The organism is Kribbella catacumbae DSM 19601 (assembly GCF_000372465.1).
Lineage (GTDB): Bacteria > Actinomycetota > Actinomycetes > Propionibacteriales > Kribbellaceae > Kribbella > Kribbella catacumbae.
The window spans coordinates 450553-475827 of the sequence record NZ_AQUZ01000001.1 but is presented as its reverse complement, the minus strand read 5'-3'; the positions used below and the strand labels follow the sequence as shown (position 1 = coordinate 475827).

The window sequence follows — 25275 nt, the reverse complement described above, 5'->3', positions numbered from 1 at the left end:
AGATGACTGAACAGCTCACCCCCACCATTCGCCGCGCCGGCCCTGACGATGCGGCCATCCTGAGACTGATGATCGGCGAACTGGCCGACCATCAGGACGAGGGCCGCTATGTCACCGTCACCGTCGACCAATGGCGCAAACTGCTGGGCAGAGACGACGTGGTCGTCTTCCTGGCCGAGCACCGTGGAGAGGCGGCCGGCTACGTTTCGGCTCTGCGACGCCTCCACCTCTGGACCGGCGGCGACATCCTCGGTCTCGACGATCTGTACGTCCGCGAACAATTCCGCGACACCGGAACAGGCCGCGCCCTCATGCTCGAACTCGCGCGCTACGCCCTCCCCCAACAACTCACCATCGCCTGGGGCATGCGCCCCGAAAACGAAGGCGCCCAACGCTTCTACACCCGCCTCGGCGCCACCCTCCGCCCCAAGATCGTCGCCTCCTGGGACGCCAACACCTACGCCCAGGCCCTAACCCCCATCCAGCAAGAATGAGCGGCGGGCGCGTGTGAGTGTTGTTAAAGTCGCCTGAGTCGCTCGGGTCCGCATTGTCCCGAGCCTGACGTTTCTGTTCCGCTCGGTGTCGGGGGCGGCGGTGAGGGCGCGTGTCCCGCCTTGCCGCAGTCCTGGATGTCCCCTGGCGAACCACGGGTCGCACCTCTCTGTAGTACAGGCGCCGGCGGGTCCGCACCGCCGAGCAGCGACGAGGACACCTCATGCCCCGAGCCGCCACCGGCTACCGCCCACTGCTACGCACCCCCGGCGCTGCCGCCTTCTTCTTCACCGCCGCTGTCGGCCGCGTCGGCATAGCCATGACCGGGCTCGGCCTGGTCTGGCTACTGCACGCCCGCACCGGCTCCTACGCCACCGCCGGCCTCGCCGCCGCTGGATTCGCCCTCGCCGAAGCGTTGATCGGTCCGCAGCTGGCCCGCCTGATCGACCGCTTCGGCCAGACCCGCTAGCCCTGCTAAACCTCGCCATCGGCCTGTACTTCGGAACCATGGGCGTCTCAATCTCCGCCTTCGCGGCCAGCCACGAACTGCCTGGCGCAGCCGCGCCGATCATCGCCGCCTCCAGCCTCAGCGGCCTACTCTCCTCCTGGTACTACGGGCTGGGCCCGCGTCGCCTTCCTGCGCATCGTCAACTCGTCATCGCCACCGCGTACCTGACCGGTACTGCGTTGCTACTCCCCTTCGCACCGTCCGCGCTCTGGCTAGGCGCAGTCGTGGTGATCACTGAGGCCGCAGTACCGCCGACGCTTGTCCTACTGAACGTCCTGACCGAAAGGCAGTCCACCCGACCGCCCTCACCCAAGCCTTCACCTGGAACAACTCCGCCAGCGCAGCCAGCTCGGCGCTCGCAGTGTCCACCGCCGGCCGCGCTGCCGACACCTGGGGCAGGCTCCGCAGCTTTGGCATAGGCCCCCTTGGCCGGACTCGTCCTGCTCATCCTCTCCGTAGTCCCCTACCGCCACTCGTCGACAGCCGGCGCCCCGGTCGATCGCCAAGGCAACGCCTGACTGCAGCTCGTGGCCGGTAGCCGGCGGGTTACCGGGCACCAGCAACTGCTGGACTCTCGTCATCGACACACACACTGTTGCCCTAAGCAACATAACCTCGATATCCACAGATCAAGCCCTCCTGTGCACAACCTGACCAGTTCCGGCCACTCGCTGATCCCCTTATCGATAAGGCCTTCCAGCCACAGAAGCTGTCGGTGGGCCCGTCTAGAGTTCTGGGTATGGAGACCTCGCAGCTACTCCCACCGTCGATGCTTGGTGACAGCGCCCTGCTGTCCACCATCGACGGTGTCGACGCTGCCCTGTCCACCCTGCTCACCTACCGGCTGCAACTCACCGCCGACCTCGACGAACGCGGCCTGGCCAAGGAACTCGGCGCCCGCGACACCGTCGAGTTCCTCGAGTTGCGCCATCACCGCAACGCCCGCGAAATCCGCCGAGACCTCAAAACCGCCAAAGCCCTGGCCAACTACGCCGCCGTCACCGCCGCCCTCCCCAACCCCCACACAGACCTGACCGCGGCCGCGGACACAGGTACAGATGGGACTGAGACCCCAGACCCGGTGGTGCTGAACCCAGCCCAGGCCCAAGCCATCGTCACCACCCTGGAAAAGGTCCCACCCACGGTGTCGGACGACGAACTGCGGGTCGCCGAAGAACAAATGATCGAAGCCGCCCGGTTGTTGAGCCCGGACGGCTTGGTGGACTTCGGCCGCGAGGTCCTGAACAGGCTGGACACCGATGGCCCCGAACCGGCCGAAGACGACGCCCACGCCAACGAAACCCTGTCGCTGCGGCGCGCCGACGGCGGTGTGAAGATCAGCGGCTACCTGTCCGGCGAGAACGCCGAACTCCTCCGGGTCCAGATCAACCGTCTCTCGAAGCCCCGCCGAACTGTTGATGGCGAGCTGGATCCGCGCCCGCACGCCAAGCGCCAGGCCGACGCCCTTCACCGCCATCCTGAATGCAGCGGCCGCGACCATGCCCCGCAAACGCACCCCTGGTACAGCCGGTGGGTCCGGCACGTCCGGCGACTCCGGCACGTCCGGTGAGTCCGGTACCCCGGATACGTCCAGTGGCGCCGGTACGTCGGATCTGTTCGATGGCTCAGATGCGTGGGGTGGCTCGGGTATGTCCGGTGAGTCCGGTACGCCAGGTACGTCCGGTGGCTCGGGTGCGTCCGGTGCCTCGGAAACGTTCGACGACTCAGACGACTGGGGTACCTCGGGTCTGCCCGGTGCGTCCGAGACGTCGGGTGCCTGCGGGACGTGCGGCGCATCAGCTGATCGGTCGGGCGGAACGGGCGGGGCGGGTGGGCCGGGGGTACCGCACATCACCATCACCATCGACCTCGACGACCTCCGCAACGCCACCTCCCAAGCCGTCGGCGAACTCGTCTACGGCGACAACCTGTCCGCCTCCGCCGTACGCCGGCTGGCCTGCGACGCCGCCATCCTCCCCATCGTGCTCGGCTCCGACTCCCAACCCCTCGACGTCGGCACGGAACAGCGCTACGTCACCCGCGCCATCCGCCGCGCCCTGATCAGACGCGACAAGGGCTGCGTCATCTGCAAAGCCCCACCCTGGCAATGCCACGCCCACCATTTGATCCACTGGATCGACGGCGGCCCCACCGCCCTCCAGAATCTCGCGCTGCTCTGCGCAGGCCACCACCGGGCCGTCCACGCCGGCCACTGGGCCATCACCATCACCCGCGGCATCGTCCACGTCACCCGCCCCGGCTGGACCAGCCCCCGCCCCACCACCCCCGCCGACCTAGCCAACCTCACCAACCTGACCCGCTACTTCGGCCCACCCACCACCGGACCTGCCGGCGGCGACCCACACGAACACCCCGGCCGGTTCTTCTCCCCACCCACCCCGCACCCCAAAGTGCAAGCCGGTACCGGAAGCCTGTCCTGGCTCACCCCCGAGGCGGTCGCCCTGCTTGATCCCTGGGGCGACAGCGCCACCCCATCCGCGGGCCCGTAACACCGCCGCACCGCCGGCGGCCCAACCAGCCGCCGGCGCGGCCCCGCCCGCAGGCCGCATCGCGCAGCGCGTCGCGACCGTCGCGTCCGCCCTGACTGCTGTGCCTGCCGCATCCGCTTACGGCCCCTTCTAGCCTTCGGCCCGCCGGCCGAGGGCTCCTCGCCATGCTCAGCCCTGGCCTTCCCGGCCGAACGCCCCTTGCCATCCGCAGCCGTTGACTGCTGTCCGCTGTCCGCTGTCCGCTGTCCGCCGCTTGCTGCCCGCCCCCTCTGTTCGTCGCCCGCTGAGGCGCCCGCTGTCCACAGTCGGGGCGCCGCCTCGCCGCGTCTCCACCGCATGAATCGCCTGGTAGTGGCAGCAGGTGACCTCGATGCCTCCATTCGGGGGAGAGGTCGGCGGTGTGCCGGGAAAGCTCGAGAAGCGTGGATTCGGACACGTCATCGCTTGGCTCGGCAACAACTTGAGCCGGATGAGGCGGTGATCGAGCGCCGGCACCGAGCCGCGTTCATCGATTGGCGGTCAGTACTGCCGCGAGGCCCTCTTGTAGGTCTTTGACGAAGTACTCGGGAACCTCCAGCGACGGGAAATGTCCCCCGCTTTCGGGTGTCCTCCATCGGACGATCTGTCGGTACCGCTCCTGTGCCCAGGGGCGCGGACACTTCTCGACATCGCGGGGATACATGGTGATTGCTGACGGGATGTCGACCCGAAGTTCGGGGTCCAGTGAGTTGTGGCTTTCGTAGTAGATGCGTGCAGCCGATGCGCCGGTCCGCGTCAGCCAGTACAGGGTGACGTCGTCGAGAACGCGGTCTCTGGAAATCGTCTCGAACGGGCTGTCTTCGGTGTCTGACCACTCGGCGAACTTGTCAAGGATCCAGGCGAGAAGCCCGACCGGTGAGTCGACGAGCGAGTAGCCGATGGTCTGCGGTCGGGTCGCCTGCTGCTTCGCGTACGCCGCGCGGTGGCGCCAGAAATCGCGGGTTTCCTCGGTCCACTGGCGCTCGACCGCCGTCAGCCCGTCCGTTGTCAACCCGGGCGGTCCCTCCGCGAACGTTGTGTGGATGCCGAGAACGTGCTCCGGGAACCTGCCGCCGAGAACCGTGGTGATATTGCCTCCCCAGTCGCCGCCGTGGGCTACGAACTTGCGGTAGCCGAGCCTTCCCATCAGTTCCACCCAGGCGGCCGCGATCTTTTCGGTTCCCCACCCGGTGGTGGTCGGCTTGTCGCTGTAACCGAAGCCGGGTAGCGACGGGACTACGACGTGGAACGCCGGCGCACTTGCATCTTTCGGATCTGCCAGCTCGTCTACGACATCGATGAAGCGAGCAATGCTGTCCGGCCAGCCGTGCGTCAAGAGCAGAGGAGTGGCATCTGCGCGCGCGGATCGGCGGTGCAGGAAGTGGATTCCCAGATCATCAATGGTCGTGCGGAACTGGCCGATCCGGTCAAGGCGCTCTTCGAACGACCGCCAGTCGTACCCGGTGCGCCAGTAGTTCACGACATCGACGAGGTCGGCGAGAGGAACTCCCTGTTCCCATCGGCGAGGGTCGGGTGCGGCACGATAGACCGTCTCGGCCTCCGGTAGCCGTACTGCGGCTAATCGCGCGCGCAGATCGTCGAGGTCGGCGTCAGTTGCGTGGGCTTCGAATGCTTGCACGTCGCTGGTTAGACGGGGCATGAGACCTCCCTGGCTATCGAGGAACCGGCTAAGACGGTTCTAACATGTCCTCGTGCGTGCAGGCAACCAGCTAAGGTGGTTCCATGCGTGCTGGCTTCCCTGACTTTCGCCTCGGTACCGTGCTAGCGACCAGCTTCACGGGGACTCTGTCGGAGCGTCATGGCGACGCTGTGGAGCGCATTCCCACGCCGCAGCGACTCGTCGACTGGCTCGCATTGAACGGCCTCGCCGTGGACTCCTGCACCACCGCTCAGCTCGAACTCGCCCGGGAACTGAGGGAGTCGATTCACGCCGCCGCGACAGCGGCCGCGATCCAGGACGCTCTCCCTGCATCTGCCGTCCAAGTCATCAATGACCGCAGCGCTCAGGGTCGAGCCGCGGCTGTCCTGACGGCGGAGGGTAAGCGGCGATGGCGGCTCAGCTCGGCTTCCTGCGTGGAGGATGCCCTCAGCGTGATCGCCGCCGACGCGATCAGCATCATCGCCGGCGAACGAGACGGAAGATTGGCCTTGTGCGCATCGCCGAGCTGCCAAGCCGCCTTCTTCGACACCAGTCAAAGTCGCACCCGCAGATGGTGTGACATGAACACGTGCGGGAACCGTGAGAAGAAGGCGCGCTTCAAGGCCAACCAGCACAAAAACTTCAGCGGCTGAGGAGGTCTGCGGCTTGGAGTTGTTGCCAGATTTCGGATTGGTCGACGACGGTGACGCCTAGTTCTTCGGCTTTGGTTAGTTTGGCGGTGTCTACGTCGGCGCCGGTGATGAGTAAGTCGGTGGCTGCTGAGACTGACGCCGATCTCCTCGCCTCCTGGGGTGTCGACTTCCTGAAGTTCGACAGCGTGACGCCGGGCTCCGGCAAGAACGACCTGTCGCTCGACGCGCGCGACGAGGTCAGCTCCACTACACGGTGACGAAGTAGCTACGGAGGGCTTGGACCAGTGCGATGGTGGCTGGCGGGTCGGGTGGGTCGCCGTACGTGACTGCGTGGATCTCGCGGTGGTAGTCGGGTATCTCGGTCGTGTGGATGTCTGGCCGACGGTGGGCTTGGAGCGCCAAGCCTGGCAGGGTCGTGACGCCGATGCCCGCAGCAACCAGGGCTTGCAGGACGACCATGTCGTCACTGAATGAGGCGATGCGTGGGGTGAAGCCTTCTTGCCGGCACACGATGGTCAGCTGGTCCTGACAGCGCTCACAACCGCCGATCCAGGGGGAGTCGCGATGGTTCGCGAGGCTGTCGTCGGGTCGCTGGCTGACCAGGTAGACCGGGTCGTTGCCGACGTGGACGAGACGAAAGCCCGCGTCCTCGACCGGGGCGTCGGCGTACCGGAAGATGAGTGCGACGTCGACCTCGCCGTGGCGCAGCAGCTGTAACGCTTCGACCGGGTGCCGGTCGATCAGGCTCAGCTCGAGTCCCGGGTGCGCCTGGGCCAACGTGGTGGCCGCCTTGGGCACGATCGTGCTCAGCGCTGACGCGTTGGCGGCCAAGCGAATCCGCCCCGTCTGCAAGCCGACCTGTGCTGCCAGTTCGTTGGTTGCCGCGTCGACGCGTCCGATGATCTCGGTGGCCCGGCTGGCCAGCAGTTGTCCTTCCGGAGTCAAGCGAATCCCTCGGCCGACGCGCTGAATGAGCCTGACGCCGGTGATGGCTTCCAGGCGCGACAGGTGGTGACTCACCGACGGTTGCGAGTAGTGCAGCTCTCGTGCCGCTTCGGTCACCGACCCATGCCGCGCGACCGCGGCCAGAACCTTCAGATGGACCAGGTTGAGCATCGATCAAGAATATCAATGTGATCCTCGCGGAATTGGCATTGGACGTCATCTGTTGGCTGATCCATGCTCGTCAGGGACACGGTCCTGCCGCTGAGGAGAAACATGAGCAAGCTCAGGTGTCATATCTCGATCTCGCTGGACGGATTCGTCGCCGGCCCGAACCAGAGCGAGCAGAACCCGCTCGGCGAGGGCGGCGAACGGCTCCACGACTGGGTGGTCCCGCTTGCCGCCTGGCGCGAAGGGCACGGCAAGCAAGGGGGCGAGGTGAACGAGAGCGCCCGGATCGTCGAGGAGGTGCGGGAGAACATCGGCGCAGCGGTGATGGGCCGGAACATGTTCGGCCCGATCGGCGGCGGTGCCTGGGGTGACGAGCAGTGGACGGGTTGGTGGGGCGACAACCCGCCGTATCACTATCCGGTGTTCGTCGTCACGCATCATTCGCGTGCTTCCGTGGAGATGGCCGGTGGGACCACCTATCACTTCGTAACCGAAGGAATCGAGTCCGCACTCGAACAGGCAAAGGAGGCCGCCGGAGGCAAAGACGTCATGCTCTGGGGCGGCGGCCAGATCGCCCAGCAGTACCTGGCAGCGGGCCTGCTGGACGAGCTCGAGCTCCACATCGTTCCAGTACTGCTCGGCGATGGCTCTCGCCTCTTCGGCAACCTCGGAAACACCGAGGTACGCCTCGAACAGCTCCGAGCCGTCGGCGCCCCCGGCGTCACGCACCTCAAGTATCGCGTGGTGACGTGAACCCCTGACCTCGGCTTCCGTGGGAGTCAGTTCTTCTTGGCTGCCGCCTCTCCGCCTTTGCGGCCGGCTTCCTTATTCTGGGCCGGCGTACTGCTTCTCGCTCTTGACGTTCGCGGACTTGCCAGGCATCGCTACCTCCAAAGTTGACCCGTCCCGCCTCCTCCGGCTTGAGGCGTGTGGCGGGCCAGTTGTGGGTACCGGTGCCGAAGGCAACCGTTCGGCGTACCCCGAGGAGGAGCGCGATGGCAGCGGCGAAGTCGACTCGCAGCGGCGGCGAGGAATGGACCGATGAGGACGTGCATGAGCTGAGGGACCTGGCTGCCGGCAATACGCCCCTCGGAGTGATCAGCGTGCGGCTGGAACGTAGCGAGGGCGCCATCAGGTCGAAGGCGCAGGCCGAAGGCATCTCACTCGCACCGGCAAACCAGCCGCAGTCTGGCGACCTGGGATGACTGCCGGCGTTGGCCGATGAAACCCATCGGCCAACGCTGGCTCCCGGATGCTTGGTCAGTCGCAGTCCTAGAGGACGGCTTTGCACGTTGCTGCAGGGGCGTCAGCGGGGGAGGAGGTCTGCGGCTTGGAGTTGTTGCCAGATTTCGGATTGATCGACCACGGTGACGCCTAGTTTTTCGGCTTTGGTTAGTTTGGCGGCGCCTACGTCGGCGCCGGTGATGAGTAGGTCGGTGGTTGCTGAGACTGATGAGGCGATGGTGGCGCCTGCCTTCTCGCAGAGGCGTTGGAAGGCGGGGCGGGCGACTTTTTCGCCGGAGCGTGGATCGCTGATGGAGCCGGTGACGACGACTGTCTTGCCCGCCAGTGGTGCGCCGGCTGCGACGACGGGTGGGAGGTCTTCCTCGCGGACGTCCAGGGAGACGCCGGCCGCGCGGAGCCGTTCGAGTTCGGGGCGTAGGCGGGTGAGGTGCTCGATCAGTGAGGCAGCGACCTTTGGGCCGATGTCCTCAACGGCGACGAGGCCGTCGACCCCTGCGTCGGCGACCTCTTCGAGTGAGCTGAATCCCGCTCGGCACACTCTGGTCGCGGTGCCTTCGGAGGCCATCGGGATCGCGAGGCCGATCAGCGCCCGGCGGAGGCCGACCTGGCGGCTCGCGTCGATCGAGTCGATCATCCGGGCGGCCGAGATCTCGCCGATGCGGTCGAACTCCAGCAGGCCTTCCTTGGTCAGCCGGTAGAAGTCCGAGGGGTGTTCGAGGATGCCCGCCTCGGCCAGCCGTTCGATCCAGACTCCGCCGATCGCGTCGATGTCGGCGGCTGCCCGGGACGCCCAGTGGATCAGCCGCCGGACGGTCTGCGCGGGGCAGGCGACGTTGGTACAGAACAGTTCGCGGCTGTTGCCCTGCTCGGTCAGCTCCTGCTGGCACGACGGGCACACCGTCGGCGGCACGATGTCGCGCTCGGCGCCCGTGCGCTTGGAGGCGTCGAGTACGCCGGCGACGAACGGAATCACGTCGCCCGCACGGCGTACCAGGACCGTGTCGCCGATTTTGATGCCTCGGGCCCGGATCACTTCCTGGTTGGCCAGGGTCGCGCGGGTGACCGTCGTACCGCCGACGAAGACAGGCTCCAGCCAGGCGACCGGCGCGATCTTGCCGGTTTTGCCGACGTCCCAGACCACGTCGGCCAGCACGGTGGTCTTCTCCTCGGCGGCGAACTTGAACGCCAGTGCGCCGCGCGGCGAGCTGGATCGGGTGCCGGCGGCGGCGAAGGCGTCGCGGTCCGCCAGGCGCAGTACGGCGCCGTCCAGGTCATAGTCCAGATCGTTGCGCTGCTGCTCGATCGTGGTGATGACCGCCTGCGCCGCGGCCGCGTCGTCGCAGTGCCGCATGTCGGCGACGGTGAACCCCATCGTCCGCAGCGCGCGCTCGAGATCGGCGTCGGTGTTGTCGGGATCGCTGAGCAGGTCGAAGGAGAAGAACTGCAGGCGTCGTTCGGCGACGGTAGCCGCGTCCTTGGCGCGCAGCGTGCCGGCGGCGGCGTTCCTCGGGTTGATCAGAGGCTTGTCCGGATGCGCGGCGTTGTATGCGGTGAAGGTGGAGCGCAACATGACCGCCTCGCCGCGCACCTCGATGCGACCCGGTATGTCGAGCCGGTCCGGGACTCCGTCGGTCAGCGCCCGCACCAGCGGGGTCACGTCGTCGCCGGTCGTCCCGTCGCCGCGGGTGATCGCCCTTGCCAGCTTCCCGTTCTCGTAGACCAGCGCCAATGACAGGCCGTCGAGCTTCGGCATGACCACGACCGACTGGCCGGGAAAGCGGCTGAAGAAGGCCTCGACCTGTTCCGGGCGGGTCGCCTTCTCCAGTGACAGCATCGGCCGGGAGTGCCGGATCGGCGCGTGCAGCACCGCGGGCGCACCCACCTGCTCCAGCGGATTCGGGTCGGGCGCCAGCTCCGGATTGGCCTCGATCAGCGCCCGCAGCTCGTCCTCGACCGCGTCGTACTCCGCGTCCGCCACCGCTGGCGAACCCCGGTAGTACGCGTCGCGCAGTACGACGATCTGATCAGCAAGTTCCCGAATCCGCTCCCCAACGTCCACGGCCCAAGACCCTACCCGCGTACGCCGACAATCCGCCGCACTTCGGCTATCGCGCGGACGGTTGGCCGAAGTCCTCGAGGGCGAAGGGTGGGATCAGGTTGGCGACGCCGGTGAGGACGGGCAGGGTGGCGAGGGTTTGTGGCACGGTCCAGGGTGTGGGGGAATAGGCGACGATCAGGTTGCCGAGGATCCGGAAGCTCACGCCCGGGTGGGCGAGGAGCCACTCCATCATCCGGGGATGCATCATGGCCGAGGAGTAGCGGTGGTCCGGGCTGGCCACGGAGTACTCGCGGTTGAAGGCGCCGCTTTCTCCGTCGAAGTTCAGCAGGCCAGGTTCGGTCAACCGCTGATGGCTGACCACCAGGTCCGGCAGGTGGACCGGCAGTTCGACCGCGACCAGGTTGGTGACGTTCGTCGTCGGGATGGACTTCGTCCAGGTGATGTAGAGGAATTCGGCCATCCGGACCCGGCGGCCCTCGTGCTCGCCGACCAGCACCCGGCGTACCTCGCCGCTGTCGCGGAAGCACCGGCCTCCGGCGGCGGCGAGCACACCGTCCGTGTCGGCACCCGGCAGCCAGCCGTACCGCTCGGCGCCGGCCTGCAGCCGGGCCAGTCGAGCCTCGGATCTTGCCACCCACGGACCGCCCAGGCGGAGGATCAGCCACCCGACGAACGCGGCAAAGCCGAGGAACAGGCCGATCCCGACCTGGAGCCCGAGCAGGGCGTGCAGCCAGCCAGGCAGCGCGAGACCGATCACCCGGGCAACCTAACAGCTTGTCAGGCCGCTCAATCTTCGCGACATGGAGTCCGGATACGGAGTTGAGGTCTTGACGTGCCGGTGGGTGGTCCTATGCAGCAGTTGTGGCGCGCCGGGCCGGCCGTTGTTTGTGCGGCCCGGTTGGGCCCTGGTTACATCGGCGACCTCGCGGAACGGCAACCAGGAGGAGAAACAGATGGCAGACGGACGCTCGACCGACTTTCCGATTCCGGCGGGCTTCCGCGAACGGGTCGAGCAGGCGATCCGCGTGACCGAGCGGCTCAACAAGCTCCCGTACGACGAACTGGACGCGATCCGGGCGACCTGGGCCGACCTGACCGGGCAACCCGTCGACGAGACGCTCAGACTCATCCCGCCGGTGTACTCGGATCACGGGATCAACATCCGGCTCGGACGCAACGTCTTCATCAACCAGGGATGCCGGTTCAACGACATCGGCGGCATCGAGATCGGCGACGACGTGATGATCGGCCCCGGGGTAAGCCTGATCACGTCCGGCCATCCCCTCGACCCGGCGTCGCGGCGGTCGGGGATCACCGCGGCCCCGATCCGGATCGAGCGCAACGTCTGGGTCGGTGCTTCGGCGATGATCCTGCAAGGCGTCACCGTCGGCGCGGACGCCGTCATCGGAGCAGGGGCGATCGTCACCCACGACGTCCCGCCGGCGACGCTTGCGGTCGGCGTACCGGCTAAGGCTGTTCGAAACCTCGGTACGCCGACCGTCGCTAGCTCGCGCTGAGTCAGTCGATCGCCGTCGGTGTCGCGCCCTTGTCGGCGACGCGCGGCTGCTGGCGTTTGCGGGGGAGCATCAGGGCCGGCACCAAGGTGAGGGCGACCAGTACCCAGGCGACCCAGTACGTGTGTGAGAACGCCGATGCGGCGTCGACCAGCCCGCGAGCGATGGCGGCGGGATCGAGGTGCAGCGGGGCGAGGTTCTCCGGCCTGGTGTTGGACAGGATGGCCGCCTGGGTCTCGCGCAGTCCTCCGCCCAACTGGGGCACGCCCTGCGTACCGGGGATGATCGGCGAGTCGTTGAGCCGGTTGGTGAGGACGACCGACATCGTCGCCACACCGCAGGAGGAGGCGATCTGCTGGGTGATGTTGAGCAAGGTCGAGCCGCGCGCGACCTGGGCTCCGGACAGTGTCCTCAGTGCCGTCGTGAACAGCGGCATCATGGTGGCGCCCATCCCGAAACCCATCACGACCAGCATCGCGATGAGCAGCCCGTACGACGTGGTCGCGGTGACCTGAGTGAGGCCGAACATGCCCACCACGATCAGCGCGATCCCGACGGGCACGATCCGGCCGACCGGCACCTTGTCGACCAGCCTCCCGGCGATCGGCATGGTCACCATGGCTCCGAGCCCCTGCGGCGCCACCAGCAGACCCGCGGACAGGGTGGACTCACCGCGGATCTGCTGGAAGTAGGTCGGTACCAGGAGCAGCCCACCGAAGAACGCGGCGGCGAACAAGAACATCGTGACGATCGAGATGGTCAGGTTGCGGTCGCTGAACAGCCGCAGGTCGAGCAGCGGATGCGCCGGCCGGAAGGAGTGCCAGACGAAGGCCGCCATCAGCAGTACTCCGGTCAGCATCGAGACCCATACCCGTGGCGCACTGAAGTCACCGCCCTCGGCAGGCAGCGAGGAGACGCCGAAGAGGAACAGCGCGAGCCCGGGGGACATCAGGGCGACGCCGAGGAAGTCGAAGGACTCCGACCGCTCCGGGTGGTCCGGGGCCAGTGCGAACCAGGCGTAGACCAGCGCGATCGCGCCCAGCGGTACGTTGATGAGGAAGATCCAGTGCCAGCTGGCCACCTGGATCAGCCAGCCGCCCAGGATCGGTCCCAGGATCGGGCCGAGCAGCATCGGTACGCCGAGGATCGCCATCAGCCGGCCCATCCGGTGGGGTCCCGCGGCTCGCGTCATGATGGTCATGCCGAGCGGCATCAGCATGCCGCCGCCCAGGCCCTGCAGGACGCGGAAGCCGATCAGCATGTCGATACTCGACGCGGTGGCGCACAGGGCGGATCCGGCGGTGAAGAGGAAGACCGCGGCCATGTAGAGCCGCTTCGTACCGAACCGGTCCGCCGCCCATCCCGTCAGCGGAATCACGGTCGCGAGCGCGAGCGTGTACGCCGTCACCGTCCAGGCGACGTGGGAATAGGAGACCGGACTGTCGGGCGAGCCGAACTCGTCCTGGAAGGTCGGCAGGGCGACATTGACCACGGTGATGTCGAGGATCGACATGATGGCCCCGAGCACCACGACGCCGGCGATCTTCAGGACCGCGGCGTCGATGTGGTCGGGGTAGTCGGACTCGGCGGTTGGCTGGCTCACGATTCTCCCCTCGGCCGGAATCGGTCCCTGCCGACGTTACGCGCGAGTCCCAGCCCGGCACGAGCCACATCTCCGACCAGATCGCGAGCGACACCGAGTCGCCAACCACTGGTGAGCCTGTTCGTGGACCACGACCCGAAGTCACCCTCGCAATGGGTCTTCGGCCCGTACTGAATCAGAACTTCGGCTGATGTACGCCACCAGGCAGACCAGTGCCAGCCAAGTGATGGCCACGGTCCAACCGGCGAGAACGTCGGTGGCCCAGTGGTGGCCGAGGTAGATGCGGCTCAGACCGATGCCGATGCTCATCAGAAGGGCTGCGACCGCCAGGGCGGTTCTTGGGCCGAAGGAGCGTAGTCCGACCCACACCAGGCCCGCCAACGTGATGAAGAAGACGGTCGAGTTCAAGGTGTGGCCGGAGGGAAAGGCGAAGCTGTCCTCGACCGGGCCTAGCACGAACGTGATGCCCGGCCGCTTACGTGCGACGAGAGCCTTCACACCGGCCGTGAGTGCGGTCGAGCCGGCCATGGCGAACAGCAACAACGCCGGCGCGCGCAGGCTGTGAGTCCAGCGCCACAAGAGGAGCGACGCGATCAGCAGGAGCGTCACCAGTACGGGCCCGTTGCCGACGAAGGTGAAGCCCCGCGCCAGCGCCGTCAGTACAGGAGTCCGGTTGGAGACGACGTTCGCGGTGAACTGGGGGTCGAGGGCCGCGAGCCCGTCAGACTCGGTCGCCGCGTCGGCGAGCTCGATCACCCCGATGGTCCCGCCCAGCGCGACCACGGCGCACACCACCGGTACGGCGTACCGGTGGGTGCTGAGGTTCATCATCCCTTGTGACCTTGCCATCAGCCACCTTCGCTGTCGAGTACTCTGCGTGCTCTCCAGGATCCATTGTGGAGCGGGTTTGTGCCTGGTCTAGACAGCGTAGGAGTTCTCGTCCGAGCGGGCGATGATCACGCGGTGCCGCCCCGGGAGCCTTGGTGGTATGAGGGAGCCGGTCGTCACCGCGTTGGGTCATGCCGGTCTGCGCCTCGACGCGCCCGGAGTCCGGCTACTGGCCGACCCCTGGCTGTCCCCGCGAGGGGCCTTCCTCGGCGCCTGGTTCCCGTTCCCGGACAATTCGCACCTGCTCACCCCTGAGCTGCTCGATGTGGACCTGGTCGTGGTCTCGCACGAACATCTGGACCATCTCGATCTGGACCTGATCGCCGGCCTCCCGGCGGACGTGCCGGTGGTGATACCGCGCTATCCGTCGACGATCATGCAGCGCCGGCTCCGCGCGATCGGCCGGACCCGGGTGGTCGTCCTGGATGCCTGGCAGCGGTACCCGCTCGGCCCGGACCCGGACGACTGGCTCACCGTGATTCCCGAGCAGTGCCCGATGAGTCACGACTCCGCAGTACTGATCAAGGTGGCCGGCCGGAGTTTGCTGCACACGAACGACGCCCGGATCTCGCTCGCGCAGACCAGGCGGGCGATGGCCGAGATCGGCGGGCCGTTCGACCTGATGGGCGTGCAGATGTCGGGTGCGAGCTGGCATCCGGTCAGCTACGAGTACGACGAGGTCGAACGGGAGCGGATCTCCACGATCAAGCGCGTCGGCAAGTTCAAGGCGGTCACCCGGCTGGTCCGCTCGGTCCAGCCACGACTGGTGATGCCGTACGCCGGTCCGCCCTGCTTCCTCGACGACGAGCTGTTCGAGCTCAACAGCGGGCTCCAGCCCGGCGGCATCTTCCCCGACCAGGGCGAGGCGCTCGCCTGGCTGGCCGAGCGGCTGCCGGAACAGCCCGGCGTCTGTCTCCTGCCCGGTGACCGGGTGGAGCTCGGTGGGCTGGAGGTCAGCCGCGATCCACACTGGCAAGGATTCTCGCTCGACGCCGGCGCCGAGGAACGACGCCGCTACCTGACCGAGTACGCCGCCCGGCGCCATACCGCGATCGAGGCGGCCTGGGCGGCGAACCCGCCTGCCGCGCCGGGGCTGGCCGAGAGGTTCAAGGCCCACTTCGAGTCGCTCGGCACCCTGTCGGAGTACTTCCTGGCACGGATCGGTATGAACGTCCGCTTCGAGGTGTCCGGCCCGGGCGGGGGAGTCTGGGATGCCCACATCGGCCCGAACCACGTGTTCGTCGACCTGGACGGTGGCGACTGCCCTGCGGATTATCGGCTGGTACTTGATGGTCGCTGGCTCGACGGTGTCGTCTGTGGCCGTACCCGGTGGGAGGAGCTGCTTCTCTCGCTTCGCTTCACCGCTCGACGGCAGCCCGACCGCTACAACGACTACCTGGTAGGCCTGCTGAAGCATGCCGATCGCGCCGCTCTCCGCGCTATCGAGGAGTTCGAGGCCGCCCGCGATCCCGAGGAGACCATCGAGATCACCGTCGACGGCCGGCAGCTCCAGATCAGCCGCTTCTGCCCGCACGCCGGTGAGGACCTGGCCGAGACAGGCGTCGTGATCAATGGCGTACTGCGCTGCCTGGGCCACAACTTCGAGTTCGACCTGACCACCGGCAGTTGCCTGAACGCTCGCTCGGACCCCCTTGCTGTCAAGGTGGGTGGCTCCTACGAAGAGGTCTCGGAAGCCGTCTGAACGACGGTGCGCTGGACGTCGGCCAGGCCGGTGACGAACAGCGCGGTCAGGAAGAGATAGCGGATGGTACGGCGGAGAGACGGGTTGGCCAGGTACTCCTGGTCTGCGGCCACGCGGAGGGGGACGAGGACCTGGAGGTAGTAGGTCTCGATGTCGGACCAGCCCTCGGGAAGGACGTTCGAGCGTTCGCGGTAGTGCAGTTGGGCGGGACCGGTCAGGCCGGGGCGGGCGAGCAGGATCGACTGGCACGAGGCCGGGTAACGGCCGGCCAGGGCGTCGCTCTCGGGACGAGGTCCGACCAGGGTCATCTGGCCGCGTAGTACGTGCCAGAGCTGCGGGAGTTCGTCGATCGCCGTTCGGCGCAGGAAGGCTCCCAGGGGAGTGATCCGGGTGTCCCGCTGGGTGGTGACTTCCGGGCCGGAGGCAACCATCTGCATGGTTCGCAGCTTGTAGAGGAGGAACCGGCGGCCTTGCTCACCGACGCGGGACTGCCGGAAGAAGACCGGCCCTCCGTCGGTCACCAGGATCAGCAGGGCGATCACCGCCACGAACGGAGAGGCGAGGAGCAGCGACACCGTGGCCACGAAGATGTCGAGGGTACGCCGTACTGGTCCGACGCCGTCGACCATGGTCCGCGGTACCGGAGCTCGGTGCCGGGCTCGAGTGCTCAGTGCCATGGTGTGGCTCCTTTCTCTCAGCCGGTGCCAGCGGCAACGAAGATCGCGCTGAACACGGCGGCGGCCAGGTCACATTCGCGGGCGAACGCGGCGGCGTCGGCGGGCATCGCGGACGGTGTCATGTGGCTGAGGAGTTGCCGGCCGCGGTTGCGCTGCCGAACGAGTTCGGTCCAGAGCGGGTTGGGAGACAGGTCGGTGCCGAGCAGGCTGACGGTGCTGCCCTGGTACTGCTGCCGCCAGGTCCAGATGTCGACTGCCTTCGCCCCGGCGGTGACGGGAATGTCGATGTAGTCGGTGGAATCGGCTCCGGCTTCTGTGGCCGAGCCCTGGTAGCCGTCGGGCTCGGCCAGCGCCTTGCGAGCCTGCAGGATCGTCAGGTTCGCCCAGCCCTGGTTCTTGACCCGGTTCCACGCATCCGTCTGCGCCTCGCGCTTGGTCAGTCCCCATTTGGCGTAGGTGGCGTCCTCCAGCAGGCCTGTGCTCAGGTCCAGCCGGTCGATCAGCCCGGCGCGCAGGTAGCTCTCCATCGCGGCCGCGGTCGCCGCCGGATACTTCAGCCGGACCCGTTGTGCGCAGCCCTGCTGGTTCGCGCCGCGCCACGGCAGGCAGCCGAGCTCGGGTACGATCGCGTCCACCAGCAGGTGCTTGCCGGGGGCAACCTTACCCAGCTTGGTCTTGGACTGCTTGAGGAACTCGGCCGCGTCGGCCATGGTGGTGAGCCCGTCGCCATAGCCGATCTCGTCGGACACCTTGAAGCCGATGGTTCCCGGTACCTTGGCCAGCTGGCCGAGCCGCGCGATCGCTTTGTCGAACGCAGCAGGTCCTTCGAGCCAGCGGGCGACCAGATCGGTCTCCCACCAGATTTCGACTCCACGGCTGTGCAGGGCTGTGGCCAACGCGACGTAGCGGTCCGCGTTGGGGTTCGGCGCCGGGGCAGTGGACGGGATGGTTGCGGTTGTGGGCCCACCGGTCGGTTGTGATGGTGGCGCAGTGTTTCCTGGAGAGGAGCCGGTCGGGCCGGCCTCTGGGCTCGCCTGGGAACAGCCGGAGACCACGAGCAGGACCGCGAGCGCGACGACTGCGACCTTCATGACGACACCCCGCCAACTGGTACCGCGCCGTGGCGGGTACGAGTCCGCCTACTGAGCCGAAGCAGGAGGACGATCAGCAGCGCGTCCGTGCACAGGTACGCAGCTGTCGAGGCGGCCGCGGCACCCAGTGCCCCGTGGGCGGGGATCAGGAGCAGGTCGAGAACCACCGTGATGACCAGGCCGATGCCGAGCACGATCGAGTTGAGGCCGGGCGTCCCGCGTCCGTACAAATAGGCACTGGCCACCCCTGCAGCCCCACCGAGCAGCATCCCGGCCAGCAGCACCTGGGCGGGCGCGACCGCCGGGCCGAACTGCTCGCCGTACAGCAGGCGCATCACTGGCGAGGTCAGCAGAAAGATCGGGATGGCGGCGACGAGGATGCCGAGCAGTGCCGGGCGGATCATCCGGCGCGCCACCGAGGCAGCCTCGCTTTCCGCGAGCTTGGCGAGCCGTGGGTAGAACACCCAGGTCAGGGCCGTCCCCGGCAGCCTGAGGAGTTCCGCGTACTTCGAGGCGACGGCGTAGCTGCCCAGTACCGCGGGACCTGCCATCGCACCGAGGATCGCGAAGTCCAAGCGCAGGTTGAGCAGCGTGATGAACCCACCGACCTGACCTCGCAGGCCGTACGACGCGATCTGCTTGCCCAGGGCAAGATCTGGCCGCCCCCACCAGCCGGCGCCGATACGGGCCAGGCCGAGTCGCCGCCAGCCGAGTCGCCGGCTGACTCTGCGCCACGCCTCGACGGCGACGACGAGATCCGCCAGTCCGAGTCCGATCACGATCGCCGCGATCCCGTGGAACCCGGCCAGGAGCGGCAGCAGGTAGCAGGGCAAGAACGCGAGCTCCTCGGCTGCGATCACCACGTCGCCACCCCGGCGATCCTCGAGACCCTGCAAGGCCGTCTTCCCGATGGTGAGCAGTAGCTGAGTCGCAACTGTCGCACCGGCGGCCGCGATCAAAAGCACCGACTCCTGCGGGAAGAACACCTTCGCGACGACGGGTGCGGCGATCAGCCAGCACACAGTGCCAAGCAGTGCACCTCCGAAGCCGATGGCGATGAGCGTTGGCCACAACCTCGGCAGGTCGCGCCGGGGCGCCGCGAGGAAGTACGCCAACGCGCCGGGCAGCCCGAGCACGCAGAGGACGCCTACCAGGCCGGGCAGCATGCGGAGCAACGCGTACTCGCCCACAGCGGCGGGGCCGCCGATTCGGGCGACGAGAACGGTAGCGAGAGTGAGTCCGACGATCGCCAGTCCACGGGCAGAGGTGTTCGCCACTACCGTCCGGAGGAGTTCGCCGGTGACAGGGATCCGCAGTCGGTTGCTCATCGGGCCCGCTTCTTCTGCTGGTCCTGGATCACCAGAACCAGCGCCGCGATCAGGCCGAGCCAGGTCCAGAGATGGCGGAAGTGCAGGACTTCGTAGAACCCCGCTGCCGTGGCCATCACCGGTCCGATGACGGCCAGCAGCCAGGGTCTTGGAACCAGGCCGGCATAGTCTTCCGGCAGCTTCCCGACGATCAGCCGGATGCAGCGCACGCCGACAGCGACGCCGAGAGCCAGCAGCCCGAGCGCGCCGATCAATCCGCGTTCGAGCAGTGTCGCGAGGTAGTCGTTGTGCGCTTCCTTGACGTACGGCGCCTGGTTGGCCGCCAGCGTCGCCTTCGTCCGGGCCGGACCGAAACCGGTGGCATCGCCTTGCAGGAAGAGGTCGGTTCCTTCCTGCACGATCGTCGCGCGTTCGCTGCTGGAGCTGCCGCTGCGGCCGAAGGAGTCGCGAAGCAACGGCACACTGCCGGCTGCCTCTTCACGGATCTGCCCCAGGTCGACCCGGGGCATCACGAAAGCGAACACCAAGCCCGCCGCCAGCATCGCCGCAGCCAGCGTCGTCAGACCGACGACCGCGCCATGCCGCTTGTACCTGGTAACGGCCAGGCAGAGAACCAGCGCGACCAGCAGGGTCAGCATGGCGCCGTTCGATCCGGTGAAGCCGATGGCGACAAGCACGAGCACATAGGCGATCCGCCGTACGCCGGGCGACCGCGGATGCTTGCAGGCGGCCATGATGAACAGCGAGACGACCAGGTAGTTGCCCGCCAGGTTCGGATCGCCGAACATGTATGACGCACGGACGCCGTCCTTGGCCGAGACGCCGCTGAGCGCGCTGATGCCGAGTACGTAGGAGGCTGCCATCACTCCTGAGTAGATCGGCGCGGTCCGGCACCAGGCCCGGGTGACAGCGGCGATCACGGCCGGGTTGTGCCTCCCCATGGCCAGGGCCGCGCCCCAGGCGAGGAGCAGTAGGTCCTGTGCCAGCACCAGGCCGACACCGACGGGCGCCTGCGCCACGATGGCCGCGAAGACACCGCCGAGGACAAGACCGGCGATCCCCACGAGATAAGGCACCTTGATGGGCAGGTGCTCACGACCCGACCACAGCAGGGCGAGTCCGATGCACACGACCATGCCGAGGTCCGCCAGCGCGGTGTTGCCCGCCCCGGACGGCAGCAGGAACGGCAGCAAACAGACGGTGAGTCCCATCATCGTCGCGAGCACGTCGCCGCGAGGCCGCCGGGTGATGCCGCCGGGTACGTGTTGTGGAGCTGTGGTCGTCATCGGTTTGCCCCCAGTCCGTCGTGATCGGCCAGCCCGAGCGGAAGCCTTGCCAGTAGTTCGAGGTGGTTGCTGCCGAACTCGTCATCGTTCGCCAGGGCGGCCACTTCGCCCAGCCCGGTCAGAGCTGCGCAGTACCAGAGCTGAGGCGGCAGGCCGAGCGAGACCAGACCGTCGCGCAGGTAGCAGCGGACAAGATCCGGTAGCCAGCCGTCAGCCAATAGCCCATAGCTGATCCCAGCCCCGAAGCCAGTACGCCGGAGCCCTCGGTGTCCCAGTACTCGATGGCCGGGACGTGTGTGGCGGTCGAGGTAGAGGCAATAGCTGAGGGCGAACCGGACCAGGTCGCGCAGCGGCCAGCCGTTGCTACCGCCGCCCTCCCAGTCGACGACGCCTGTGATCGCGCCGTCTTGCAGGAGGAGGTTTCCGAACCAGTAGTCGCCGTGCACCATGGTGCGGGCAACTCGCTGCGCATCCAGCCGGCGATCGGCTGATGCCAATCGAGCGAGGGCGGCCTCCAGTTGCGGGTGATCCGGCCAGCGGTGACGCAGTTGGTAGCCAACCTCGGCGGCCCACTCGATCCGGCCGCGTTCACCTGCGGTCGCGGTCTGGAACTGGCGCAGCCAGTCGCCGGCGACGGTGAAGTCTGCGGCCACTAGCCGAGGTCGTGCCGTGTGGAGCCAGTGGTGGTACCCGACGCTCATCGGCGTACCGCGCAAGGCCGTCGAGACGAGTGCCGGCAGACCGTCGCTGTCCAGGGTGTCGACGTACTGCGGAACGGTCGCGGCGATGCTGCCCAGCGAGACCTCTCGCAGATCGAGAAGCATCCGCGTCTCACAACTGATCGCGCTCGCGGCCATCGGGGTGGACGGAATCTTGATGGCCAACGCACCAGTGCCGGTGGTCGGGGTGACGATGAAGGTCAGCTTGGCGTCCGGATCGCGTGAGGCAGCGATCAGGACGCCACGGGTGGACGGCGCGAACAGCAGGTCCTGCACCGATCGAGACCGTGCTTCGATCATGATCGTCTCCCCACCAGAGCACGGCCTGGTGCGACCCCGCCGGTCCAGCTCCAGGGCAGGATCCGTGCCAGCGCGAGCAGCGCGGTCGCCGGCCCAGCGGTGAACGCCAGGCCCGGCGGGACGGTGGCCACCGCGGACCAGAAGTGGCGGACCGCAGCCTCGGTGTCGTCGATCAGCATCAGCGGACGGTGCAGCGTCGGCAGCACGATGAACTCGCGCTCGACCTCGATCGACAGCCCCCGCGCGAGTCGCCGCAGCCGGCGGCGGCTGAACGGCCGCTGGTCGATCAGAACGACCGGCAAGTGCGGATTCAGCTGATCCGCTGTGCCGGCGTCGATGGACCGGGAGTCGATCTCGACAGTGCCGAAGGGACACAAGGTCATCCAAGGCGAGGTGGTGGCCGGGCCGGGGGTGCTCATCGCGCCACCAGGCGCGCGGTCCGCCCCTGTGAGTAAACCTGGTCCAGTACCTCGGCCAGTCGCTCGGCGTCAAAGTTGCCCCCGGCAAGGACTCGCCCTTGCGCGACCATTCGGTCCGCCGCCCGCGGGTCGTCCAGTACGCCGTCGATCGCGACCGCGAGCAGGTCCGGCCGCCCGGGCGGAACCAGTACTCCGCTCTCGCCGGGGACCACCAGATCCGGTAGGGAGTTGACCGCGGTGGCCACCACGGGCACCCCGCAGCGCATTGCCTCTACGACGGCACAGGGCAGTCCCTCGTAGCGGCTGGCCATCGCGAACACGTCGAACGCCGGCAGCAGGCCGGCCACATCAGATCGTTCGCCGGCGAAGACGAAACGGTCGAGCAGCCCCGCGCGACGGACCAGCTCCCTGGCCTCGGTAAGGCCCGGCCCGGAACCGATCCAGACGGCCATCGCGTCCTGGTGGCGCAGTCTGGCGATCGCGGTGATCAGGTGCTCGGGTGCCTTCTGGTAGTCGATCCGGCCGACTGTCCCGATCACGAAGCCCGCGTCGCTGATCCCCAGGGCAGCTCTCGCGGCGGCTTGCGACTCCGCGGTTTTCGGCACGGTGACCGCCTCGACCACGGGCGCGATCGTTCGCAAGGCCGAAGGCCTGGCCAGGCCACGCCGCAGCGCTTCGACGGCGACCCCGCTGCCGATCGCCAGGACGACATCGGTGATGGCCGCGAGCCGCCTCTCGATGGCGATGTACGCCGCCTTCCGCAGCGGGTTCTGGAACTCGTGGAACGGGAACCCGTGGTAGGTATGAACGATCCGCGGTACGCCGGCCCGGTGCGCGGCCAGCCGGCCGAGTGCTCCTGCCTTCGCGCTGTGCGTGTGGACGACGTCGTACCGGCCGGCCAGACAGAGCGCGGTGAGCTTGCGCAAGGCAGTCCTGTCATCGCGCGGGGACAGTGGCGAGACCAGAGACGGTTCGAGGATGACGTCGAGTCCTGCGGCTTCGGCCCTGTCGGTCAACGGGCCGCCCTGGCCGGTGATGATCGTGACGTGGTACCGGTCGGGATCCAGCGGCAGTACTCCGCGCAGGGCGACGCCGCCCGCGCCGGCGATGAACCGGGTGACGATCTGCGCGACCTCGATCCGCGTCTGGCCGGACATCAGTGGCCTTCGTTCGAGCCAGCGACAGTGTTCGAGCGAGCGACAGTGTTCGAGCGAGCGACAGTGTTCGAGCGAGCGGTAGTGTTCGAGCGAGCGGCAGTCAGGTACGGCTGCAACAGTTCGGCCAGACCCGCGCCTGGCCGCACGCCCAGCTGGAGCTCGACGCAGGGCAGCCGTGCTGCCAGGGTCGCGGCGACCTCTTCGACCGGTGGGTGGACCGGACCGCACTTGGTGGCAAGCGCCAGAACGGACGCGATCGCCCAGAACCGGCGGAGTTCACCGGCGGAGTAGGTTCCAGCGACGATGGCCCGCGCGGCTTGCCTTTCGGTGATGTGCCGTGCTCCAGGATCGGCCTGCAGTCCGCGACGCAGGACGACGATCAGGCTCGGCCGGAGCGACTGCATCCGCGAGTCCCAGCTGACCTCGCGCCGGCCGTGGAATGTCTTGCGGCCACTGGAATCGGTGATCTCGGCGGGCAGCCGGAGCGGCTCGGCGACGCCGTAGGCGACGCTGCCGTCGCAGGCGGCGAGGTTGTCGCAGGTCGCCCGGCCACCTGCCGCCAGCTCGCGGGAGACCAGGCTGGACTTGCCGACCCCACCCGGCCCTGCCAGCAGAACGGCGACTCCGTCGATCTCGACGACCGAGACGTGCAGCGGCGCGAGACCCTGCTGCAGGGCGAGCCAGAGCGCCGGATAGTGCACGAGCACCTGGCCGGACAAGGCCCGGTGCCTGGCCGGCAGCAATCTGGCTGCCACGGCCTCTTTCGCGGTCGGTGCCCAGCGAGTCGACACCCGCAGACCTTCCTCGTCGATGCACCACAGCTGGTGGTAGCCCGAGCCGCCGACGCTCTCGATGATGGCCTCGCCCCGGTCGGTCGCCCAGACGCCGCGGGTGATCGGCTCGCACCCGGCGGTGTCGAACCGCCGGCGGCGTTCTTCCAGCGAGAGCACGAGGTTGGGCAGGTCCGCAGTGGCGATCTCGGCTCCCCCTGTTGCCGAGATCACCGCTCGGACCGCGCCCGGCGGTCCTTCGACCATCACCCGCTGCCCAGCGGTGTGGAGCAGCAGGCGAGTCGTCGAGGTGCTCACCCGAGCCTGCCGAAGCGGCGTTTGGCGGGCCCGTTGACGATGCCGAGGACCGGCCAGCGAACGGCCTTGAGTACGTCGTCCAGATCGTCCAGCCGGCGCAGCAGGACCGTACCGCCGGAAACGACCACCACTCCCGCGGTCATCTCGTCCTGGGGAGTGACCGCGGACAATCCGGTGAAGCGCACGTTCGCGAAGGGTGCCTCCATCTCCAGCACGCTGGGCTCCGCGCCATCCTCGATGCCGGCCGGTGACGGACTCCTCAGCCGGTCCGGCCTGGAGGAGAAGCCCGACAGGGCGAAGAGCAACCGGCTGACGGTGTCGGCGTCCGACTCCTCCGCACCCATCAGTACGACCGCGTCGACGCCCTGACGCCGCGCTGCCAGCGCCATCGTGTTGCGCAACGAGCTGATCTCCTCAGATGTTCTGCCGAGCACCGGTGCCTGCAGCAGATGAGCAAGCGCCCGGACACTGGCCACCCGCGGCCGCATCGTCTCGAGGATCGCGGCGGCGGTGAGGCCCAGCACCAAGCCGAGCAGCAAGGCCAGCGCAGCCTGCGGAAGGAGTGGGGACGGTACCTGGCTGACCTCGGGCTTGTTCCCGACAAGTACCACGATGTCGCGGGTGGCGTCCTGGACCGCGAGGGCCGCCCGCTGGGTGGTCAGCTGTCCGAGCAGCTGGTTGGCCGACTGGATCTGGGTCTGGATGTCGGCCCGGGCGTTGATGTCCGCGATGCCCTTCAACTGGGCCGCAAGCTTGTCACGCTGGACGGTGGCGTTCTGGACCTGTTTGTCCAGTTCGGCCAGGGCCGCGTTGAAGGTCGCTCGATCGCCCTGGTTCATGAAGAGGGCCACTCGCTCGGCCAGCGCTGCGACGATCTGGCCGGCCGCGATCGGATCCTTGTCGGTCACGCTCAGCTGGACGATCGACGACTCACCGAGCCGCTGTGCCGCGACATGGGTGGCAGCGAAGTCGGCGACGTCGCGCTGGGCGCCGACCTGCTTCAGCGAGGCGTCCAGCAGGCCGGGCGTCGTGGCAAGGGCCAGCACCCGGCTGCTGATGCCCTCCGCCTCGGTCGCCGAAGTCGGCGCACCGGAAATCACCTGAAGCCTGATCGAGGCGAGGCTCAGAGCCGGCTTGTCCGCCTGCAGTCCGATCGCCGCCGCGACCGGGAGGAGCACACACACCAGGATGATCCCCAGGTGGGCCCGCACGATCCGACGGAACATCTCTTCGATGGTCATCGAC

Annotated in this window: 26 protein-coding genes; 11 read left to right on the top strand and 15 right to left on the bottom strand. The window is 67.8% G+C overall.

The window, feature by feature from the left end:
• Window positions 1-2: 2 nt before the first annotated feature.
• The 5 genes from A3ES_RS0102055 to A3ES_RS50910 all read left to right on the top strand — a co-directional run bounded on the left by A3ES_RS0102055 (window position 3) and on the right by A3ES_RS50910 (window position 3510).
• Window positions 3-494, top strand: coding sequence for a GNAT family N-acetyltransferase (locus tag A3ES_RS0102055; RefSeq protein ID WP_020385107.1), 492 nt, complete (start codon window positions 3-5; stop codon window positions 492-494).
• A 221-nt stretch (window positions 495-715) separates the two neighbouring features.
• On the top strand, window positions 716-961 hold the full coding sequence (locus tag A3ES_RS55385; RefSeq protein WP_020385106.1) for a hypothetical protein: 246 nt from the start codon (window positions 716-718) through the stop codon (window positions 959-961).
• 38 nt (window positions 962-999) lie between these two features.
• Window positions 1000-1419, top strand: coding sequence for a superantigen-like protein SSL4 (locus A3ES_RS55380; protein WP_202806411.1), 420 nt, complete (start codon window positions 1000-1002; stop codon window positions 1417-1419).
• 320 nt (window positions 1420-1739) lie between these two features.
• Entirely contained in the window at window positions 1740-2570 is an 831-nt protein-coding gene (locus tag A3ES_RS0102045; protein WP_026162483.1) for a DUF222 domain-containing protein, read from the top strand.
• A complete protein-coding gene (locus A3ES_RS50910; protein WP_237744831.1) occupies window positions 2500-3510 on the top strand; it encodes an HNH endonuclease signature motif containing protein in 1011 nt (336 codons plus the stop codon). The genes A3ES_RS0102045 and A3ES_RS50910 overlap by 71 nt, the downstream gene beginning before the upstream one ends.
• 505 nt (window positions 3511-4015) lie before the next feature.
• On the opposite strand, the gene A3ES_RS0102035 is transcribed toward A3ES_RS50910, so the two are convergent.
• Entirely contained in the window at window positions 4016-5188 is a 1173-nt protein-coding gene (locus A3ES_RS0102035) for an epoxide hydrolase family protein (protein WP_026162482.1), read from the bottom strand.
• Between the two features lie 83 nt (window positions 5189-5271).
• Between A3ES_RS0102035 and A3ES_RS0102030 the strand changes: the two genes are divergently transcribed.
• Together A3ES_RS0102030 and A3ES_RS53670 are read left to right on the top strand one after the other, a co-directional pair.
• A complete protein-coding gene (locus tag A3ES_RS0102030) occupies window positions 5272-5841 on the top strand; it encodes a CGNR zinc finger domain-containing protein (RefSeq protein WP_020385103.1) in 570 nt (189 codons plus the stop codon).
• Between the two features lie 119 nt (window positions 5842-5960).
• Window positions 5961-6098, top strand: coding sequence for a hypothetical protein (locus tag A3ES_RS53670; RefSeq protein WP_020385102.1), 138 nt, complete (start codon window positions 5961-5963; stop codon window positions 6096-6098).
• Here the strand turns inward: A3ES_RS53670 and A3ES_RS0102020 are convergent.
• A complete protein-coding gene (locus tag A3ES_RS0102020) occupies window positions 6088-6957 on the bottom strand; it encodes a LysR family transcriptional regulator (protein WP_020385101.1) in 870 nt (289 codons plus the stop codon). The two genes, A3ES_RS53670 and A3ES_RS0102020, sit on opposite strands and share 11 nt — an antisense overlap.
• A 102-nt stretch (window positions 6958-7059) precedes the next feature.
• Here A3ES_RS0102020 and A3ES_RS0102015 point away from each other — a divergent pair, with 102 nt between their 5' ends.
• Both A3ES_RS0102015 and A3ES_RS45915 read left to right on the top strand, forming a co-directional pair.
• Window positions 7060-7707: a dihydrofolate reductase family protein gene (locus tag A3ES_RS0102015; RefSeq protein ID WP_020385100.1), complete on the top strand. Its 648-nt coding sequence runs from the start codon at window positions 7060-7062 to the stop codon at window positions 7705-7707.
• 242 nt (window positions 7708-7949) lie between these two features.
• Window positions 7950-8159, top strand: a complete 210-nt coding sequence (locus tag A3ES_RS45915) for a hypothetical protein (RefSeq protein WP_020385099.1) — start codon at window positions 7950-7952, stop codon at window positions 8157-8159.
• A 101-nt stretch (window positions 8160-8260) separates the two neighbouring features.
• Here A3ES_RS45915 and ligA read toward each other — a convergent pair whose 3' ends face one another.
• Window positions 8261-10258, bottom strand: coding sequence for an NAD-dependent DNA ligase LigA (gene ligA, locus A3ES_RS0102005; protein ID WP_020385098.1), 1998 nt, complete (start codon window positions 10256-10258; stop codon window positions 8261-8263).
• A gap of 46 nt (window positions 10259-10304) precedes the next feature.
• Entirely contained in the window at window positions 10305-11015 is a 711-nt protein-coding gene (locus tag A3ES_RS0102000) for a hypothetical protein (RefSeq protein WP_020385097.1), read from the bottom strand.
• 196 nt (window positions 11016-11211) lie between these two features.
• Between A3ES_RS0102000 and A3ES_RS0101995 the strand changes: the two genes are divergently transcribed.
• The gene (locus tag A3ES_RS0101995; protein ID WP_020385096.1) at window positions 11212-11775 is read left to right on the top strand and encodes a sugar O-acetyltransferase; all 564 of its coding nucleotides are present in this window, start codon (window positions 11212-11214) and stop codon (window positions 11773-11775) included.
• Window position 11776: 1 nt separating this feature from the next.
• Here A3ES_RS0101995 and A3ES_RS0101990 read toward each other — a convergent pair whose 3' ends face one another.
• Together A3ES_RS0101990 and A3ES_RS45910 are read right to left on the bottom strand one after the other, a co-directional pair.
• Window positions 11777-13375, bottom strand: coding sequence for a DHA2 family efflux MFS transporter permease subunit (locus A3ES_RS0101990; protein ID WP_020385095.1), 1599 nt, complete (start codon window positions 13373-13375; stop codon window positions 11777-11779).
• A 141-nt stretch (window positions 13376-13516) separates the two neighbouring features.
• A complete protein-coding gene (locus A3ES_RS45910) occupies window positions 13517-14224 on the bottom strand; it encodes a phosphatase PAP2 family protein (RefSeq protein ID WP_083933126.1) in 708 nt (235 codons plus the stop codon).
• A gap of 139 nt (window positions 14225-14363) precedes the next feature.
• On the opposite strand from A3ES_RS45910, the gene A3ES_RS0101980 reads away from it, so the two are divergent.
• Window positions 14364-15965, top strand: coding sequence for an MBL fold metallo-hydrolase (locus tag A3ES_RS0101980; RefSeq protein WP_020385093.1), 1602 nt, complete (start codon window positions 14364-14366; stop codon window positions 15963-15965).
• Here the strand turns inward: A3ES_RS0101980 and A3ES_RS45905 are convergent.
• From A3ES_RS45905 to A3ES_RS0101935, 9 genes are read right to left on the bottom strand one after another with little or no spacing between them, the layout of a single operon-like run.
• Window positions 15938-16642, bottom strand: coding sequence for a sugar transferase (locus A3ES_RS45905; RefSeq protein ID WP_020385092.1), 705 nt, complete (start codon window positions 16640-16642; stop codon window positions 15938-15940). The genes A3ES_RS0101980 and A3ES_RS45905 overlap by 28 nt on opposite strands.
• A 17-nt stretch (window positions 16643-16659) precedes the next feature.
• Window positions 16660-17733: a hypothetical protein gene (locus A3ES_RS0101970; RefSeq protein ID WP_020385091.1), complete on the bottom strand. Its 1074-nt coding sequence runs from the start codon at window positions 17731-17733 to the stop codon at window positions 16660-16662.
• Window positions 17730-19061, bottom strand: coding sequence for an oligosaccharide flippase family protein (locus tag A3ES_RS0101965; RefSeq protein ID WP_020385090.1), 1332 nt, complete (start codon window positions 19059-19061; stop codon window positions 17730-17732). The genes A3ES_RS0101970 and A3ES_RS0101965 overlap by 4 nt, the downstream gene beginning before the upstream one ends.
• On the bottom strand, window positions 19058-20347 hold the full coding sequence (locus A3ES_RS0101960; protein ID WP_020385089.1) for an O-antigen ligase family protein: 1290 nt from the start codon (window positions 20345-20347) through the stop codon (window positions 19058-19060). Before A3ES_RS0101960 ends, A3ES_RS0101965 begins: the two co-directional genes overlap by 4 nt.
• A complete protein-coding gene (locus tag A3ES_RS0101955) occupies window positions 20344-21366 on the bottom strand; it encodes an aminoglycoside phosphotransferase family protein (protein ID WP_020385088.1) in 1023 nt (340 codons plus the stop codon). The genes A3ES_RS0101960 and A3ES_RS0101955 overlap by 4 nt, the downstream gene beginning before the upstream one ends.
• Entirely contained in the window at window positions 21363-21785 is a 423-nt protein-coding gene (locus tag A3ES_RS0101950) for a hypothetical protein (RefSeq protein ID WP_157630259.1), read from the bottom strand. The genes A3ES_RS0101955 and A3ES_RS0101950 overlap by 4 nt, the downstream gene beginning before the upstream one ends.
• Window positions 21782-22942 carry a glycosyltransferase gene (locus A3ES_RS0101945; protein WP_020385086.1) on the bottom strand — a complete coding sequence of 387 codons (1161 nt, stop codon included), beginning with the start codon at window positions 22940-22942 and terminating at the stop codon, window positions 21782-21784. The genes A3ES_RS0101950 and A3ES_RS0101945 overlap by 4 nt, the downstream gene beginning before the upstream one ends.
• Window positions 22942-24030, bottom strand: a complete 1089-nt coding sequence (locus A3ES_RS0101940) for a hypothetical protein (protein ID WP_020385085.1) — start codon at window positions 24028-24030, stop codon at window positions 22942-22944. The genes A3ES_RS0101945 and A3ES_RS0101940 overlap by 1 nt, the downstream gene beginning before the upstream one ends.
• Entirely contained in the window at window positions 24027-25271 is a 1245-nt protein-coding gene (locus tag A3ES_RS0101935; protein ID WP_157630258.1) for a GumC domain-containing protein, read from the bottom strand. The genes A3ES_RS0101940 and A3ES_RS0101935 overlap by 4 nt, the downstream gene beginning before the upstream one ends.
• Window positions 25272-25275: the final 4 nt, after the last annotated feature.

Excerpts from the sequence above, each read along its gene's own strand:
- A3ES_RS0102055 (WP_020385107.1), top strand. The coding sequence starts at position 3 with ATGACTGAACAGCTCACCCCCACCATTCGCCGCGCCGGCCCTGACGAT.
- A3ES_RS55385 (WP_020385106.1), top strand. The coding sequence starts at position 716 with ATGCCCCGAGCCGCCACCGGCTACCGCCCACTGCTACGCACCCCCGGC.
- A3ES_RS55380 (WP_202806411.1), top strand. The coding sequence starts at position 1,000 with ATGGGCGTCTCAATCTCCGCCTTCGCGGCCAGCCACGAACTGCCTGGC.
- A3ES_RS0102045 (WP_026162483.1), top strand. The coding sequence starts at position 1,740 with ATGGAGACCTCGCAGCTACTCCCACCGTCGATGCTTGGTGACAGCGCC.
- A3ES_RS50910 (WP_237744831.1), top strand. The coding sequence starts at position 2,500 with ATGCCCCGCAAACGCACCCCTGGTACAGCCGGTGGGTCCGGCACGTCC.
- A3ES_RS0102035 (WP_026162482.1), bottom strand. The coding sequence starts at position 5,188 with ATGCCCCGTCTAACCAGCGACGTGCAAGCATTCGAAGCCCACGCAACT.
- A3ES_RS0102030 (WP_020385103.1), top strand. The coding sequence starts at position 5,272 with ATGCGTGCTGGCTTCCCTGACTTTCGCCTCGGTACCGTGCTAGCGACC.
- A3ES_RS0102020 (WP_020385101.1), bottom strand. The coding sequence starts at position 6,957 with ATGCTCAACCTGGTCCATCTGAAGGTTCTGGCCGCGGTCGCGCGGCAT.
- A3ES_RS0102015 (WP_020385100.1), top strand. The coding sequence starts at position 7,060 with ATGAGCAAGCTCAGGTGTCATATCTCGATCTCGCTGGACGGATTCGTC.
- A3ES_RS45915 (WP_020385099.1), top strand. The coding sequence starts at position 7,950 with ATGGCAGCGGCGAAGTCGACTCGCAGCGGCGGCGAGGAATGGACCGAT.
- A3ES_RS0101995 (WP_020385096.1), top strand. The coding sequence starts at position 11,212 with ATGGCAGACGGACGCTCGACCGACTTTCCGATTCCGGCGGGCTTCCGC.
- A3ES_RS45910 (WP_083933126.1), bottom strand. The coding sequence starts at position 14,224 with ATGGCAAGGTCACAAGGGATGATGAACCTCAGCACCCACCGGTACGCC.
- A3ES_RS0101980 (WP_020385093.1), top strand. The coding sequence starts at position 14,364 with ATGAGGGAGCCGGTCGTCACCGCGTTGGGTCATGCCGGTCTGCGCCTC.
- A3ES_RS45905 (WP_020385092.1), bottom strand. The coding sequence starts at position 16,642 with ATGGCACTGAGCACTCGAGCCCGGCACCGAGCTCCGGTACCGCGGACC.
- A3ES_RS0101970 (WP_020385091.1), bottom strand. The coding sequence starts at position 17,733 with ATGAAGGTCGCAGTCGTCGCGCTCGCGGTCCTGCTCGTGGTCTCCGGC.
- A3ES_RS0101965 (WP_020385090.1), bottom strand. The coding sequence starts at position 19,061 with ATGAGCAACCGACTGCGGATCCCTGTCACCGGCGAACTCCTCCGGACG.
- A3ES_RS0101960 (WP_020385089.1), bottom strand. The coding sequence starts at position 20,347 with ATGACGACCACAGCTCCACAACACGTACCCGGCGGCATCACCCGGCGG.
- A3ES_RS0101955 (WP_020385088.1), bottom strand. The coding sequence starts at position 21,366 with ATGATCGAAGCACGGTCTCGATCGGTGCAGGACCTGCTGTTCGCGCCG.
- A3ES_RS0101950 (WP_157630259.1), bottom strand. The coding sequence starts at position 21,785 with ATGAGCACCCCCGGCCCGGCCACCACCTCGCCTTGGATGACCTTGTGT.
- A3ES_RS0101945 (WP_020385086.1), bottom strand. The coding sequence starts at position 22,942 with ATGTCCGGCCAGACGCGGATCGAGGTCGCGCAGATCGTCACCCGGTTC.
- A3ES_RS0101935 (WP_157630258.1), bottom strand. The coding sequence starts at position 25,271 with ATGACCATCGAAGAGATGTTCCGTCGGATCGTGCGGGCCCACCTGGGG.